Raw genomic sequence first — 16031 nt, 5'->3', positions numbered from 1 at the left:
GATTCCCGTTGTTTCATTCCGGCATAGACCGGATTGGCGTCAAAGAGAACCGGCTTCGGTAGATCCCGCTTCCGCAAGCATCCAGTCAAGCAACCTCACAAGATCGGGATTATCAAGCATGCGCCGCGGATAAACCAGGAAATAGGCAAGCGTGCTTGCAATGTCCGTGCCGAAGGGAGCTATCAGCGCTCCCTCGGCAAGTTCGCGGGAAACAAGCGATCGCCGCGTCAGCGCAACACCATGCCCGGCCTTGGCCGCGTCCAGCGCGCCGTTGCTGTCGATGAACACGGTGCCCCCGGAAGCATCGACCTCTGTAGCGCCCGCCGTTTCCAGCCAGCGCCGCCACTCGTTGCGGTTTTCATCGTGCAGAAGCGGCACGCATTTCAGATCACCGGCCACCCGAAGCGGGCCATATTTTTCAAAAAGTTGTGGTGAGCAGACCGGCAAGGTGCTGTCGTCTATGAATCGGATGCTTTCCAGCCCTTCATAGCGACCAAAACCGTGACGCACGGCCAGATCGACATCGTCCCTTGAGAAATCCACCAGCCGGTTCGTCACGCTGATACGAACATCCACTTGCGGATGTTGTTGCTGAAAGCCGGGCAATCTCGGCATCAGCCATTGCACCGCAAAAGTTGGCGTGCAGCTTAACGTCAAGACCGTAATCTCTGATCGCGCCGTCAGTTCCGCCGTCGCCTCGCGCATCATTCGGAATGCGGTGCGAAGGGAACCGTAATACCGCTCCCCTTCCCTCGTCAGCTGGATGCTGCGCGGCTTGCGGACAAACAGCTGCACGCCAAGGCGGGCTTCCAGCTCCCGGATTTGCAGGCTGACCGCGCCGGGGGTGACGTTCAACTCGTTGGAGGCAAGCGTGACACTGCGGTAGCGCGCCGCAGCCTCAAAGGCCTGCAATCCTTTCAAGGAAGGGAGTTCTGCAACCATGGTTTAGCTGAGCTCAATTATCCGACGAGAAACTATCGTTTGAAAACAGCATAATATGAGGAGTAAATAGATGCAACGGGCACGGACGGAACCAAGATTGCCAGACGACTGATTGAGGTAAACTCAACCGATATCGGGTGGCTGAACGTGGCGTTCTCTGTGACTATTTCAATTTTCCAGCGGTGGGAGAGACGAAGGTGGCAATACAAAAACAGATGGATGCCAGCGAATGGGGGATGCTTGTGGCGCTCTCGCTGCTGTGGGGCGGATCGTTCTTCTTCATCGGCATTGCCGTCAAGGAACTGCCACCCGTCACCATCGTCACGCTGCGTGTCAGCCTCGCTGCCACGGCACTGCTGATCGTCTGCCGCATCATGGGTCTTCATCTGCCACGGCAATGGTCCGTATGGCGCGCCTTTTTCGGCATGGGCCTGCTCAACAACATCATTCCCTTCTGCCTGATCGTTTGGGGCCAGACCCATATTGCCAGCGGGTTGGCCTCGATCCTCAATGCGACGACGCCACTCTTTACCGTCATCGTCGCCCATTTCCTCACAGCCGACGAGAAGATGACGGGCAACAAGCTGGCGGGTGTTCTCATCGGTTTCGCCGGCGTGGCGACGATGATCGGCCCGGCAGCCTTTGGCGGTGCGATCTCCGGCCTCTGGGGTCAGATTGCCATTCTCGGCGCAGCTATCTCCTATTCTTTCGCGGGCATATTCGGCCGCCGCTTCAAGGCCATGGGCGTGCCGCCACTGATGACCGCCACCGGCCAGATATCGTCCTCGACACTGATGCTGATCCCCGCCGCGCTCCTCATTGACAAGCCTTGGACGCTTGCCATGCCGAGCCTCGGCACCTGGGGCGCACTCATCGGTATCGCGCTCTTGTCCACGGCCTTGGCCTACCTCATCTTCTTTCGCATCCTTGCAACTGCCGGCGCCACCAATCTCGCGCTCGTCACCTTCCTCATTCCCGTCAGCGCCATCCTTCTAGGTTCGCTCATTCTCGGAGAACAGCTGGAAATCAAGCACTTCGCTGGAATGGCGATGATTGCCGCCGGCCTTGCCGCGATTGACGGCAGGCTGCCGGCAAAACTAAGAGATTTCCTGCGCAAGGCACCCGCTTGACAGTGACAGTTCGTAAAAGCATTCTCGCCATCATGATCGCTATCAAAACGACGACCACCCGCCATATGACGATGACCGGTCAACCGGCAGGGAAAGGCATGTCCGCGCACTGAGCGATCAACATCCACCCCTGCCGATAAGAGCAGGGGTGTCACGCCTGCTCCGAACGCGCCACAAGGAGACAGGCCTGAACATGAAACCAGCGGATATTACAAACAAGCCATTTGATCTAAAGGACGTTGTCCTGCGTGCGACCCGGCTTGAAGACGTCGAAGCCTTGACGGAAATGCTCAACCTTCCCGGCGTCCGGCACGGCACCCTTCGGCAGCCTTTCCAGACGATTGAAAAGACGAGAAAATCGATAGAAAACAGAGCCCCTACCGACATCGTCATCGTCGCGGAGTGGCACGGAAAGCTCGTTGGTAACGCCGGATTATATCGCAGAGCGGGCAGACAGTACCATGTCGCCGATCTTGCGATGTCCGTTCACGACGATTTCGCCGGAAAGGGCGTCGGTTCAAGGCTTCTGACGGCACTCATCGACGCGGCCGATAACTGGCATGATATCCGTCGCATCGAACTGAATGTCTTCACCGACAATCTCGCCGCCCTCCGGCTCTATGAGAAACTCGGTTTCGAACGCGAGGGCACCTTGCGCAACGATGCCTATCGCGACGGCAAATATGTGGATGCCTACGTCATGGCACGTCTGCGCTGATGTTTCAGGCGGACAAATGATCGGCAATCACTTCCCGAATGGTCCGACGTGACCATTCGGCCAGTTTCTCATCACGTCCACGTTGAGCCTCAAGCGTGATCAACGCCTTCCACAGCGCCCAGCCGCGCCCGCGCTGCCATGTGGCATTGTCGAGATCCATCGCCAGGCGAAAGACGTTCCGGCTTTCGGCGTCGAGCACGTTCCATGCCAGAATGAGATCGGAAGACGGGTCTCCGACCCCGGAACTGCCGAAGTCTATGACGGCTGAGAGGCGGCCATCTCTCACCAGCAGATTGCCTTCGGCAATATCGCCATGCACCCAAACGCCCTGGCCCTGCCAGCTGCTCGAAAGAGCAAGCTGCCATATTTCCGTGGCCAGCCTCTGATCGACCTCATCGGCACGGCGCAACGCCGCCGCCCTCGCCTCGCCGTCATAGACTGCAAGCGACCCACCGCGGTGGAAATTGTGCTCGCCCGCAAGCGGACCATCCGTCGCATCGATGCCCTGCAGGGATTTCAAAAACGCTGCTACGTCGACGGCTATTGTTGCGAGATTTATATGCCCAAGATGCCGGGCGAGAGGCTCGCCATCAAGCCAGCCATAAACGGACCATGGAAACGGATAATCTTGTCCCGGCGCACCAATCGCCAATGGCTTTGGGATCGGAAGAGGCAAAAGAGGCGCAAGCTTCGGCAGCCAGCGATGCTCCTTCTCCACCTGTGCCACATAGCGGCCAGCGCTCGGCAGGCGAACGAGCATATCATCACCAAGGCGGAAGCTGCGATTATCCCAGCCGCTCAGTTCCACCGGCCTGACATCAAGCCCCGCCCATTGCGGAAACTGGCTTGCGATCAGCGCTCGAACGTGCTTCGTAGAGATGACGATGCGGTCATCCATGTCCCGTTCCCTGTTTCAGGATGAGACCCATAGCGGCGCAAAACAGCGAGGCGATGACGGTGCTTCAGCCACCGATCAGCGCCAGCCACTCGTCCTCGTCCATGGTCTGAACGCCCAGCTCCGCCGCCTTGGCAAGCTTGGAACCTGCCCCCGGCCCGGCCACCAGAATATCCGTCTTCTTCGATACGGAACCGGCCACCTTGGCGCCCAGACTTTCCGCACGGGCCTTGGCCTCGTCGCGCGTGAATTTTTCCAGAGACCCGGTAAAGACCACCGTCTTGCCCGCTACCGGGCTGCCTTCGGTCGAGGGCTTCTCGGCCTCCTTCGGCCGCAGCTCCCGTATCAGCCGGTCGATGACATCGAGATTGCGCGGTTCCTTGTAGAATTCGATGATGGCGCGCGCCACGACCTCGCCGATGCCATCGATACTGTTGAGTTCGGCCCAGGCATCGCTCGCCGGGTCGGCTGCCGCCTTCATGGCTTCCTCGAAATGCTCATAGGTGCCATAGGAACGCGCCAGAAGCTTCGCCGTGGTTTCACCGACATGACGAATGCCGAGAGCGAAGATAAGCCGATGCAGATCGATCTCGCGGCGAGCATCGATGGCATCGAACAGTTTCTTGACGCTGACCTTGCCGAAGCCATCTATGTTTTCGAGCTTGGTAAGATGCGATGCCTCCTGCCGCGCCTTCAGCGTGAAAATATCAGGCGCGGTCTTGATGGAGAGGGCCGGATCCTCGCTTTCGAAGAAGAAATCGATCTGCTTGCTACCCAATCCCTCGATATCGAAGGCATTGCGCGAAACGAAATGTTTCAGATGCTCGACCGCCTGCGCCCGGCAGACGAAACCGCCGGTGCATCGCGTGACCGAATCGAGCTTGCCGGTCTTTTCATTGCGCTCCCGCACCGCATGGCTGCCGCACACAGGACATTTCTCCGGAAACGCATATTTCACCGCCTCAGCCGGGCGCTTTTCCAGAAGCACATCCAGCACCTGCGGAATGACATCGCCTGCACGCTGCACGATGACAGTATCGCCAATGCGGATATCATGATCCTCGGGCCGAATGCGCTCGCCGCTATTGCCGATACCCTCGATGTAATCGGCATTGTGTAGCGTCGCATTGGTGACGACGACGCCGCCGACGGTAATCGGGGTAAGACGCGCAACCGGTGTCAGCGCGCCGGTGCGCCCTACCTGGATTTCAATGTTCTCGACCGTGGTGAAGGCCTGCTCGGCCGGAAACTTGTGTGCGGTGGCCCAGCGCGGGCTGCGCGAACGGAAACCCAGCCGTTCCTGAAGGTCAAGCCGGTCGACCTTGTAGACCACGCCGTCGATATCGTAATCGAGATCGGGTCGCGCGACGCCGATTTCATTATAATGTTCAAGCAATTGTTCGGCAGACGTGAATCGCTTCATCAGCGGATTGACCGGGAAACCCCATTCCCGGAATTTCTCGACGATACCATATTGCGTGTCGGCAATCCGCGTCGGCTGGCCGCCATTCGAGACCTCGCCAAGCGCATAGGCAAAGAACCGCAGCTTGCGTTTCGCCGTCACATTGGCGTCAAGCTGGCGCAGCGAACCGGAGGCCGTGTTGCGCGGGTTCACATAGGTCTGCTTGCCATCGGCCTCCATCTGGGCATTGAGCGCCATGAAGTCGCTCTTGGCCATATAGACCTCGCCGCGCACCTCCACCACATCGGGTACATCGGCAGGCAGCTGGTTCGGAATTTCCTTGATGGTCTTGATATTGGCGGTGACGTTCTCGCCCGTCGTGCCGTCGCCACGTGTTGCCGCCGTCTTCAGCCTGCCGCTCTCGTAGCGGATGGACATGGAAAGTCCGTCGATCTTCGGTTCGGCGGTAAAGGCAATCGAATCATCCGGCAGGTGCCCGAGGAAGCGGTAAACCGAACTGACGAAATCGCGCAGATCACCTTCAGAAAACGTATTGTCGAGTGACAGCATCGGCCGCGCATGCACGATGGGCGCGAAGGTGGGAAGCGGCGTGAAGCCGACTTTCTTCGAAGGGCTGTCGGCCCGCACCAGCGCCGGGAAAGCCGCCTCTATGGCATCGTTGCGCCGCTTCAGCGCATCGTAGTCCGCGTCCGAAATTTCCGGCGCGTCCTTGCCATGATAAAGCGCATCGTGGCGGGCAAGCTCGGCTGCCAGAAATGCCAGCTCGGAAGAGGCCTCAAGCTCGGTCAGGTTTTCGACGGGAATCTGGTCTTTCGACATGGAAGAAGCCTCACGGATGAATCTGCAATGCTTTTAGCGAATTATTGGCAAACGCAAAACTATCCTCGCTTTTCAACAGGCGGGAATCCGCTATTCTGAGCATCCGGATGAAACGGAAGCCGGAGCCCCCATGGAACTCACCACCCTCATTGCCTTTGCAGCAGCCTTCTTCGTGTTCGCGGCCAGCCCCGGCCCGGACAATATGACGATCGTCGCCCGCACCATCACCCATGGTGCCGCCTCCGGCCTCGCCTATGGGGCCGGAACCGTGGCAGGAATATTGATATTCCTCACGCTTGCAGCCTTCGGCCTGTCGATCCTCGCAGCCGAAATGGGAACAGTGATGGCGGTGCTGCGCTATGGCGGCGCGGCCTATCTCATCTGGATGGGCTTCAAACTCTGGACAGCGGAACCTGTGGTTCCCGATCTGCAACCCATGAATGGCCGCCATAGCCTTCTTTCGATATTCGCCACGGGAACCGCGCTCAATCTCGGAAATCCGAAAATGCCGCTCTTTTACGTGGCGTTGCTACCGAACGTTGTCGGCGCCTCGCTGACGGTCGATCACCTTCTGGCGCTGGCATCCGTCATCGTCGTGGTGGAGGGGGTTGTGATCGGCGCTCATGTGGTTCTGGCTGTGCGGGCAAGAAAGCTGCTGCGTGAGCCAAGAATCGTCCGCAGGGTGAACCGGGCGGCGGGCGGCGTCATGATCGGCTCCGGCGTGGCGGTGGCCGTCAGCCGTTAATCCTTGGCGGCAAGCAGGCGGGCGGCGGCAGCCCTCGCCTCATCTGTCACCGAGGCACCGGCAAGCATGCGGGCGATTTCTTCGGTGCGATGTTTCGGCTCCATGGTAGCGACACGCGTGGCGATGCGCTCGGTGCCGTCGCCGGAGGGGCCTTTGGAAATGAGAAGATGTGTGGCCGCCCGCGCGGCCACCTGGGGCGCGTGGGTGACGGACAGAACCTGCACGGTTTTCGACAGACGACGCAGCCTCTGGCCAATGGCATCTGCCACAGCGCCGCCAACGCCCGTGTCGATTTCGTCGAACACCAGTGTCGGTGCCGAACCACGATCAGCCAGCGCGACTTTAAGCGCCAGCAGGAAACGGGACAATTCGCCGCCAGAAGCGACTTTCATGATCGGGCCGGGCCGCGTTCCAGGATTGGTCTGAACGTGGAATTCCACGATGTCGATACCGTCAGCCGTCGCTTGCTCCGGGTCGGAGCTGACTTCGACGGTAAAACGTGCCCGCTCCAGCTTGAGCGCCGGAAGCTCCGCCATGACAGCTTCGGAAAGCGCATTCGCCGCATTGTGGCGTTTTTCGGAAAGCGATTTGGCCGCGTGGTCGAAATCGGCTTTCACAACGCCGAGGTTGGCTTCAAGTTTGCCGAGCTTTTCTTCGCCCGCATCGAGGTCGGCGAGATCCGCGACCATTTTTTCCGCGAGCGCCGGTAGATCAGGCACCGCGACATTATATTTGCGTCCGGCGGCGCGTAGCGCAAACAGCCGTTCCTCCACCCGCTCCAGCTCGCGTGGATCGAACTCGGTGCGGCGAAGTGCGGCCTCCACTTCCATCTGCGCGTTGGAAAGGCTGTCGAGCGCGGCATCCAGCAATTGCACGGTGTCTTCCAGCAATCCCGGCGCCTCGTGGCTCTTGCGTTCCAGGCGCCGCATCATGGATGCGATCATGGGCACTGGCGAGGCGTTGCCGTTCAGGAACTCGCTCGCTTCGGCGATATCACCGGCAATACGTTCGGATTTCTGCATCACCGCCCGACGTTCGGCAAGCTCCTCCTCCTCGCCGTCGCGCGGCGAGAGCACCTCAAGCTCCTCGACGGAGGAACGCAGATAGTCCGCCTCTCGGGCAGCAGCCTCAACCTTGGCACGATGGGTTTTCAACGCCCGCTCGGCGTCTTTCCATGTGCGGTAGAAACCCTGAACGGCACGGGCATCGTCGCTCAGCCCGGCAAAAGCATCCAGCAGCGTGCGGTGGGCATCGGTATCGACAAGAGCGCGGTCGTCGTGCTGGCCGTGAATTTCGACCAGTAGCTGCCCCAGCTGACGCATCATCTGCACGCTGATGGCCTGATCGTTGATATAGGCCTTGGTGCGTCCGTCTGCGGATTGCACGCGGCGGAAAATCAGGTCGCCATCGTCATCCAGACCGTTTTCGCGCAGGAGATGCCGTGTGGGGTGGCTGTTCGGAACTTCGAAAGTGGCAGTGACCTGCCCCTTCTCTTCCCCGTGGCGCACCAGACCGCCATCGCCGCGGCCGCCGAGGGCTAGCGACAGGCTGTCAAGCAGAATGGATTTGCCCGCGCCCGTCTCACCCGTCAACACGGAAAGGCCCGCCTCAAAGCCGAGGTCGAGCCTTTCAATCAGAACGATGTCACGAATCGAGAGCTGGACCAGCATGGCCTATGCCCTGTCTCAGGCGCCGATAAGCTTCTTGCCGGCGCGCGAAATCCAGGACCCCTTGTTTTCACGCGGCTCCAACCCACCGCCCTTCAGCAGCTTGTAGGAATCCGCATACCATTGGCTGTCGGGATAATTGTTGCCGAGAACGGCGGCGGCAGTCTGCGCCTCGTCGGAAAGACCCATCGCATAATAGGATTCCGTCAGACGGGCCAGCGCTTCCTCGATCTGGTTGGTGTTCTGGTATTGCTCGACGACGATACGGAAACGCGAAACGGCGGCGAGATATTCCTTGCGCTCAAGGTAATAACGGCCGACCTGCATTTCGCGGCCGGCGAGCTGGTCGCGGGCGAAACGGATCTTGGCCTGCGCGTCGGCGACATACTCCGAATCAGGGTAGTCGTTGACCACCTTGCTCATCGCCTCGACCGTGCGCTGCGCGGCGCGCTGGTCCTGAGTCACGTCGGAAATCTGCTTAGAATAGGCAAGACCGATCATGTACTGAACGTAAGCGGCATCCTTGGAGCGCGGATATTGGCGCAGGAATCGGCTGCCGGACGCGATGGCCACGTCGTTCTTGTTGGTGCGCGTGGCGATGAAGGTCTGCATCACAAGCGCCTTCTGGCCCCATTCAGTGAAGGGATATTGCTTGTCGATCGCCTCGAACTTGCGTGAGGCTTCCGTCATGTTGCCGGCGTTCATGTTGGCAAGCCCCTGCTTGTACAGAACGTCTGGCGGATCGGTCTCGACGCCGAGCTTGGTAATGTCGATATCCGGATCGGACTGGCAGGCCGTGACGGCAACACTCGCACCGACCAACATCAACGAAACGGCGATCCCCCGCATCGTACCCTTCATTGCACCAGACCCTACATGCTTCATTCGACAGTTCCCACTTCCCGCGCAAATACATAAGCATCGGCTTTGCACTGGCGTTTCTAGCCATAAAAGCATCTGCAGGGCAACGCAATGATGATGCATTAACGCATTTTTATGGCATCGGCCCATGCAATCGCATGAATATCAGACGGTATGACAAAACATCCCGCCCCTCATCGTGAAAAAGCCGCCCCGAAACGGAGCGGCTTTTCCTATCAATCAACAGCCTGCAACAAACTCAAGCGGACCAGGGTGCAAATTCCGGCATGTTGACCGGAACGAATTCGCGGGCACGTACCTGGTTGCGGGCGGCCGGAGCCTCCACGATCTCATAGGCCGAGCGGTCGCTCAGCAAAGCCTTCAGCGCGTTGGCATTGACCTTGTGGCCGCCGCGATAGGAGCGATAGCAACCGATGAACTGCGCACCGGCAAGTGCCAGGTCGCCCACGGCGTCCAGCGTCTTATGGCGAACGAATTCGTCCTTGGCATAACGCAGGCCTTCCATGTTGATGACGCTATTGTCGTCGGAGATGACAACAGAGTTTTCAAGCGAGGAGCCGAGTGCGTAACCGGCAGCCCACAGGCGCTCAACGTCACGCATGAAGCCGAAGGTGCGGGCGCGCGAAAGCTCGTTCTTGAACGTATCCGCCGTCAGGTCGCCCTTCCAGGACTGCTTGCCGATTAGCGGCGTATCGAAATCGATATCGACCTCGAACCGTGTGCCGTCGTAAGGGCGGAACTCCGCCCAGGACGCACCCGAATCGATGCGCACCGGCTTGATGACGCGGATATAGCGGCGCTTCACACCAAGGTTCTTGATGCCAGCCGATTCGATCGCATCGATAAATGGCGCAGAGCTGCCGTCCATGATCGGCACTTCCGGACCGTCGACCTCAACGACGAGGTTATCGAGGCCCATGGCGTAGATGGCAGCCATGACGTGCTCGACCGTTGCCACTGACTGGGATAGCGAGCGGCCGAGCACGGTGCACAGATCGGTATTGCCGACATTGGAAGACACCGCCTTCAACTCGGTTACGCTGCCATTTTCATGAAGGCGCTGAAACACGATGCCCGTTCCTGCTTCTGCGGGCTGGAACGTCATCGAAGCCGGATTGCCGGAATGCACGCCAATGCCCTTGAGCTGAACAGCATTTGCGATAGTCGTCTGAAATCCGAGCAGTCCGATAGTCATGCGTATATGCCTTGTTTTGAAAACCGCGCCGTATATTCAGCGCCGTTCAAGTTTTTCAAGCCGGTTTCAACAACCGGCGAGGTCAATGTTTTCCCTTACCCAGCCTCATACATACGCACATGAAAGTGCCAGGACAAATCACTGTTCGTTTCGGATTGTTACACGCACAAGCCATTGAAAAGATGAATTAATTTACTGTTAATAACGCACAATAAAACAAAACGCCCGGGTCGTGTGACCCGGGCGTTTGGAGAGGCGAACGGAATCGCTGTTAGTTGGACTGGCGACGCAGGAACGCCGGAATTTCCAGCTGGTCGTCGTCATGGTGGCTTGCCGAAGAAGGCGTCGCACGACCGTGATCGTCAAGCTGGCCACGACGCGGAGCGTAGAGGCTGGCTTCCGGCGAAAGTGCGCGGCGCTGCTGCGGCGCCATGCTCGGCGCATCCATCATTTCGGAAGGAACTTCTTCCTCTTCGCGTCGGCCAAGCGAGTTGGTGATGCGCTTCAGAAGACCCATCGGACCACGCTCTTCCTGGGCTGCAGGAGCTGCGTGGGCACGGTGATCCATCTCGGCCTTCACGACCGGCGGAAAGTCCTCAACCTTCGGCATGCGGACAGGCTCGGGCTGGCGGGCAACAGGAGCCTGCTCCTGATAGACCGGAGCCTGCGGCTGCTGCAGACGCGGAGCGGCAACCTGTTCCGGCGCGTGATAGACCGGTGCCGGGGCAACCGGTGCCGGAGCAGCCTGCTGAACCGGCTGTGCCGGACGGAGAGCTGCCGGTGCTTCAGCCGGAGCGGATGCAAACAGCTTGCTCTGCGGACGGAAATCCTGAGAGGGCTGCTGGTGTGCTGCGAAACCAAGTTCACGTTCCATTTCGGCTTCCGCCGAACGGATGGTCTGGGCGATCTGGTCTACGGTCTTTGGTGCCTGCGATACTGCTTGTGCAGGCTGAACTGCGGCCGGAGCGGGAGCAACGGCCGCGGAAGGACGGATAAGCGGCTTGGCGGCTGCGGCGCGCATATCGGCAACGTTCTGTTCGCCAACGCCCGCAACGCGGTCGATGCCGGTCGCGACGACGGAGACGCGGATGAGACCTTCAAGTGCCTCGTCGAAGGTTGCGCCGAGGATGATGTTCGCATCCGGATCGACTTCTTCGCGAATACGGGTAGCCGCTTCGTCGACTTCGAACAGGGTAAGATCGCGACCGCCGGTGATGGAGATCAGGAGGCCCTGTGCGCCCTTCATCGAGGTTTCGTCGAGCAGCGGGTTGGCGATTGCCGCTTCCGCAGCCTGCATCGCACGGCCCGGACCGGAAGCTTCGCCAGTACCCATCATTGCGCGGCCCATTTCACGCATGACCGAGCGAACGTCAGCGAAGTCGAGGTTGATGAGACCTTCCTTCACCATCAGATCGGTAATGCAGGCAACGCCGGAATAGAGAACCTGGTCAGCCATGGCGAAGGCATCGGCAAAGGTCGTCTTGTCGTTGGCAATGCGGAAGAGGTTCTGGTTCGGAATGACGATCAGCGTATCGACGGACTTCTGCAGTTCCTCGATGCCCTGTTCGGCAAGACGCATGCGGCGACCGCCTTCGAAATGGAAAGGCTTGGTAACGACGCCGACCGTCAGGATACCCTTGTTGCGGGCAGCCTGTGCGACGACAGGTGCAGCACCCGTGCCGGTACCACCACCCATGCCGGCAGTGACGAAGCACATGTGGGTGCCGTTCAGGTGATCGATGATCTCATCGATGCATTCTTCAGCGGCGGCGCGTCCGACTTCCGGCTGGGAACCGGCACCGAGACCCTCGGTGACATTGACGCCGAGCTGGATGACCCGGTCTGCCTTCGTCATGGTCAGAGCCTGCGCATCCGTGTTGGCGACGACGAAATCGACACCCTGGAGGCCAGCTGTGATCATGTTGTTGACAGCGTTACCGCCACCGCCGCCCACACCGAAAACAGTGATGCGTGGCTTCAGCTCGGTGATATCAGGCTTTTGCAGCTGTATCGTCATTTTACCATTCCTTCTTTCTCTGGCCGCATCGCCCCGCTGGCCGATTCTTGAAAACTCAACTTGGAAACCTCAGGCTCACGCCACGAGGCCACTCAGAAACTCTCTTTCAGCCATTGCCCTACCCGGGCTATCCGGCCGCTACCCGTACCAAACGGCGAGAACATTCCGCCTTGCGCCGCATGAATTTCGATGTCCGCCACCTGCGGATAGATCATCAGTCCGCATGCGGTTGAAAATGCCGGTCCCTTTGCCGCAACCGGAAGACCCGCAACCCCCATGGGGCGGCCGATACGAACGTTGCGGGCAAGAATGCGCCGTGCCGTTTCCGGCAGCCCCGTCAGCTGGCTCGCGCCGCCCGTCAGGACAACACGTTTGCCGACGATGGGGCTGAAGCCGGACTTCTGGATACGATCACGGATCAATTCCAGCGTCTCTTCGATACGCGCCCGCACGATGCGGGTAACAAGTGCCCTTGAAACTTGCGATGGTTGATCGCGATCATCTTCGCCAATCGGCGGGATCGAAATCATGTCGCGCTCATCCGCGCCATTCAGCAAAGCCGAACCATGCACCACCTTCAGTCTCTCCGCATCTTCGATTCGTGTCGAGAGGCCTCGTGCAAGATCTGTCGTAACGTGATGACCGCCAAGGCCGATCGCGTCGGTATGAATGAGACGGCCTTCGGCGAAAACCGAGATCGTCGTGGTGCCGCCGCCCATGTCGATGGCCGCACAGCCAAGCTCGACCTCGTCATCGACCAATGCCGCAAGACCGCTGGCATAGGGCGTCGCCACCATGCCCTCGACCGAGAGATGCGCGCGATTGACGCAAAGCTCGAGGTTCTTCAGCGCCGTGCGTTCGACAGTCACCACATGCATGTCGACACCGAGAAGATCGCCATACATCGACAGCGGATCACGAATGCCGCGCTCGCCATCCAGCGAATAGCCTGTTGGCAGCGAATGCAGGATCGCCCGGTCCTGACGCATAGACTGCTGGCTCGCCGCCACCAGAACCTTGCGCAGGTCGCTTGCTTCGACTTCCTGTCCGCCGAGATCGATGCTCGCGGTATAGATGTCGCTTGCCAGCCGGCCGGCGGAGACATTGACGATCAGGCTGTCGACGGTCAGGCCTGCCATGCGCTCGGCCGCATCCACCGAAAGACGGATCACGCCTTCGAGCGCGTCAAGATCGGCGATCACGCCGGATTTCACACCGCGCGAGCGCTGGTGACCAATGCCGATGATTTCCACCTTGTGGGTGCGACCCGGCAGGATTTCGCTTTCCTGGCGCGGCGTCAGCCGTCCGATCATGCAAACGACCTTGGTCGAGCCGATGTCGAGCACCGAGACGATGTGGCTGCGCTTGGAAGACAGCGGCTTCAGACGAGGCAGGCCGAAATGGGAAGAACCAAAAAAGCTCATGTGTTCTTCTCCGCTTTCTTGAGTGCCTTCGTGCGTGCATCTACCGCCGTCTGGCGGCGCTCTGCTGCACCTTCGGTCAACTGGATCGTTGTGCGGTCCGTCAGACGCAGATCGACGGCAGCGACATCACGCGACAGAACCTTTTCCTCGAGATCGAGCCGTGCCAGCAATTGCAGTGCCTGCGGCAGGTTCTCTTCCGGCAGCTTGACGACGATGCCGTTGTCGAGATGCAGATCCCAGCGGCGGCCGGCAATGCGAACATAGGCGCGAACGCGATTGCGAATTTCCGGCCAATCGGCCAGTTGCGCTACGAAACCGGCAGCACCCGTTTCCGCGTCGCGTCCGACGAACAGCGGCAGGGCGGCAAATTTATTGTCACGCAGCGGCGCGATCACGCTGCCGCTTTTTTCGATCAGCGACAGTTCCGTGCCATGCTGCCAGATGCCGAAAGCTTCACGCTCCTTCAGGCGAACCTCAACCGTCTTCGGGTAGACCTTGCGGATATCAACATCTTCGACCCAGGGAAGCTGGACGAGCTTGCGGCGTGCCGCATCGATATCAAGCGCAATCAGGGAGGTGCTGCCGTCAAGGCCGAGAAGCTGGAAGACTTCGATTTCCGATGTCTGCAAATTGCCGGATACCTTGACGTCCTCAACCGCAAAACCGGCGGCCGAGGTCGTGGTCTGGGTGACGATATTCGTATGTCCGCCAAGCGACATGCCGTAAAGCCCGATCACCGCGTAAAAGGCAACAGCCGAAATCGTGCCGGTATGGGCGGGAATGTGGATGCGTCCGGTCGCAAGGCTGACACCGAAACGCACGAAACGACGCAGCGGACGCGGCAGCACCCTGCGATCGTCGGCATTTGCCGTCGCCACGAATTGCTCGCGCTTTTTTGCCGTCGACTTTTTGCCGGTCACCGCAAACACGAAGCGTCCTCCACCATCCAGCTGACAAGGTTACCAAAGGAGCGGCCAGCATGGGCCGCCATTTCCGGCACCAGGGAGGTCGGCGTCATGCCCGGCTGCGTATTCACTTCAAGCCAGATAACTTCGCCATCTTCTGAGAAGCGGTCGTCGTAACGAAAGTCTGAACGGCTTACGCCACGGCACCCGATCGCCCGATGCGCCATAACCGCCAGTGTTTGAATTTTTTGGTAAATTTTTGGTGAAATTTCTGCCGGAATGACATGCTTTGAGCCACCGGCTGCGTATTTAGCGTCATAATCATAGAAATTGTGACCCAGCGGCACCACTTCCGTCACACCTAGCGCCTCGCCGTCGAGCACGCCGCAGGTCAGTTCGCGACCATGGATGTAACGCTCGACCATGACGTGATCGCCGTAACGCCATTCGGACGAGGTAAGGATTTGCGGCGGATGCGACTGGTCTTCCTTGACGATCACCACACCGAAGCTCGAGCCTTCGCGCACCGGCTTCACGACGTAGGGCGGCGCAAGCGGATGTTCGCTGGTGAATTCGAACCGGTTCATGACGCGTTCGTCAGCCACCGGAATGCCAGCAGCCGCAGCCACTTTCTTGGCCTGCGCCTTGTCCATGGCAAGTGCAGAAGCGAGCACGCCGGAATGGGTATAGGGAATGGCGAGATATTCGAGAATGCCCTGAATGGTGCCGTCTTCACCGAAGGGGCCATGCAGCGCATTGAAGGCGACATCCGGGCGCAGCTCGCCGAGTACGGCGGCGATATCGCGCCCCACATCGACCCGGGTGACCTTGTACCCCTCGCCCTCAAGGGCGAGCGCGCAAGCGTTCCCGGACGAGAGGCTGACCGGCCGCTCCGACGAAAACCCACCCAAAAGAACAGCTACGTGCTTGCCGCCCATCGATACCTCTGACACCAAATCTCCGCTACGAACCGCACCGGAACCAACCGAATTTGACGAACGGTGATTCTGGCACATGATCCTTGAGATCAGTTAAACGCCATTAAGGTTAATGAATCGTTTACTTTCGTTAACCGCCGCGCCCAACATGCCAGTTCCGTTAAAGAATCAGCATCGATCCGAATTACCTCCTTGGAATCAGAGAGTTGCACGGATTGCAACATGCAGGTTTTCAATGATCGGAAATAGAACGAGGGTGCCGCACACTTCTAACCCTGATAAAGACAAGGCGAAAACGTTAACAGATGACGCTTTTCCCCAGCGAAAATTA

At 59.3% G+C, this 16031-nt stretch carries 13 protein-coding genes; 3 read left to right on the top strand and 10 right to left on the bottom strand.

The window, feature by feature from the left end:
• Window positions 1–39: 39 nt before the first annotated feature.
• Complete coding sequence (gene gcvA / locus ACQZ45_RS11195) at window positions 40–942, bottom strand: transcriptional regulator GcvA (RefSeq protein WP_003513188.1); 903 nt, start codon at window positions 940–942, stop codon at window positions 40–42.
• Between the two features lie 197 nt (window positions 943–1139).
• Between gcvA and ACQZ45_RS11190 the strand changes: the two genes are divergently transcribed.
• The gene (locus tag ACQZ45_RS11190) at window positions 1140–2072 is read left to right on the top strand and encodes a DMT family transporter (protein ID WP_162736129.1); all 933 of its coding nucleotides are present in this window, start codon (window positions 1140–1142) and stop codon (window positions 2070–2072) included.
• Between the two features lie 193 nt (window positions 2073–2265).
• A complete protein-coding gene (locus ACQZ45_RS11185) occupies window positions 2266–2790 on the top strand; it encodes a GNAT family N-acetyltransferase (protein ID WP_113291175.1) in 525 nt (174 codons plus the stop codon).
• 4 nt (window positions 2791–2794) lie between these two features.
• Here the strand turns inward: ACQZ45_RS11185 and ACQZ45_RS11180 are convergent, their stop codons facing one another.
• Both ACQZ45_RS11180 and ligA read right to left on the bottom strand, forming a co-directional pair.
• Window positions 2795–3688 carry an aminoglycoside phosphotransferase family protein gene (locus ACQZ45_RS11180; protein WP_111800998.1) on the bottom strand — a complete coding sequence of 298 codons (894 nt, stop codon included), beginning with the start codon at window positions 3686–3688 and terminating at the stop codon, window positions 2795–2797.
• 64 nt (window positions 3689–3752) lie between these two features.
• Complete coding sequence (gene ligA, locus ACQZ45_RS11175) at window positions 3753–5927, bottom strand: NAD-dependent DNA ligase LigA (RefSeq protein WP_003513196.1); 2175 nt, start codon at window positions 5925–5927, stop codon at window positions 3753–3755.
• A 130-nt stretch (window positions 5928–6057) separates the two neighbouring features.
• Here ligA and ACQZ45_RS11170 point away from each other — a divergent pair, with 130 nt between their 5' ends.
• Window positions 6058–6672: a LysE family translocator gene (locus tag ACQZ45_RS11170; protein WP_003513197.1), complete on the top strand. Its 615-nt coding sequence runs from the start codon at window positions 6058–6060 to the stop codon at window positions 6670–6672.
• On the opposite strand, the gene recN is transcribed toward ACQZ45_RS11170, so the two are convergent.
• The 7 genes from recN to ACQZ45_RS11135 all read right to left on the bottom strand — a co-directional run bounded on the left by recN (window position 6669) and on the right by ACQZ45_RS11135 (window position 15700).
• Window positions 6669–8342 (bottom strand): DNA repair protein RecN, encoded by a 1674-nt coding sequence (gene recN, locus ACQZ45_RS11165; RefSeq protein WP_003513199.1) that lies wholly within the window; start codon window positions 8340–8342, stop codon window positions 6669–6671. The genes ACQZ45_RS11170 and recN overlap by 4 nt on opposite strands.
• Window positions 8343–8357: 15 nt before the next feature.
• A complete protein-coding gene (locus ACQZ45_RS11160) occupies window positions 8358–9224 on the bottom strand; it encodes an outer membrane protein assembly factor BamD (RefSeq protein ID WP_003513201.1) in 867 nt (288 codons plus the stop codon).
• 235 nt (window positions 9225–9459) lie between these two features.
• Window positions 9460–10416: a UDP-3-O-acyl-N-acetylglucosamine deacetylase gene (gene lpxC, locus ACQZ45_RS11155; RefSeq protein ID WP_003513204.1), complete on the bottom strand. Its 957-nt coding sequence runs from the start codon at window positions 10414–10416 to the stop codon at window positions 9460–9462.
• 271 nt (window positions 10417–10687) lie between these two features.
• Window positions 10688–12433 carry a cell division protein FtsZ gene (ftsZ, locus tag ACQZ45_RS11150; RefSeq protein ID WP_003513206.1) on the bottom strand — a complete coding sequence of 582 codons (1746 nt, stop codon included), beginning with the start codon at window positions 12431–12433 and terminating at the stop codon, window positions 10688–10690.
• Window positions 12434–12525: 92 nt separating this feature from the next.
• A complete protein-coding gene (gene ftsA / locus ACQZ45_RS11145; protein WP_003513208.1) occupies window positions 12526–13857 on the bottom strand; it encodes a cell division protein FtsA in 1332 nt (443 codons plus the stop codon).
• On the bottom strand, window positions 13854–14786 hold the full coding sequence (locus ACQZ45_RS11140) for a cell division protein FtsQ/DivIB (RefSeq protein ID WP_003513210.1): 933 nt from the start codon (window positions 14784–14786) through the stop codon (window positions 13854–13856). Before ACQZ45_RS11140 ends, ftsA begins: the two co-directional genes overlap by 4 nt.
• Window positions 14774–15700 carry a D-alanine--D-alanine ligase gene (locus ACQZ45_RS11135; RefSeq protein WP_003513211.1) on the bottom strand — a complete coding sequence of 309 codons (927 nt, stop codon included), beginning with the start codon at window positions 15698–15700 and terminating at the stop codon, window positions 14774–14776. Before ACQZ45_RS11135 ends, ACQZ45_RS11140 begins: the two co-directional genes overlap by 13 nt.
• Between the last annotated feature and the right edge of the window lie 331 nt (window positions 15701–16031).

This window comes from Agrobacterium sp. 16-2014-1-2a (genome assembly GCF_053522705.1).
Note: the sequence above shows the minus strand (reverse complement) of the source record. Positions and strands in the feature narration are given on the sequence as shown.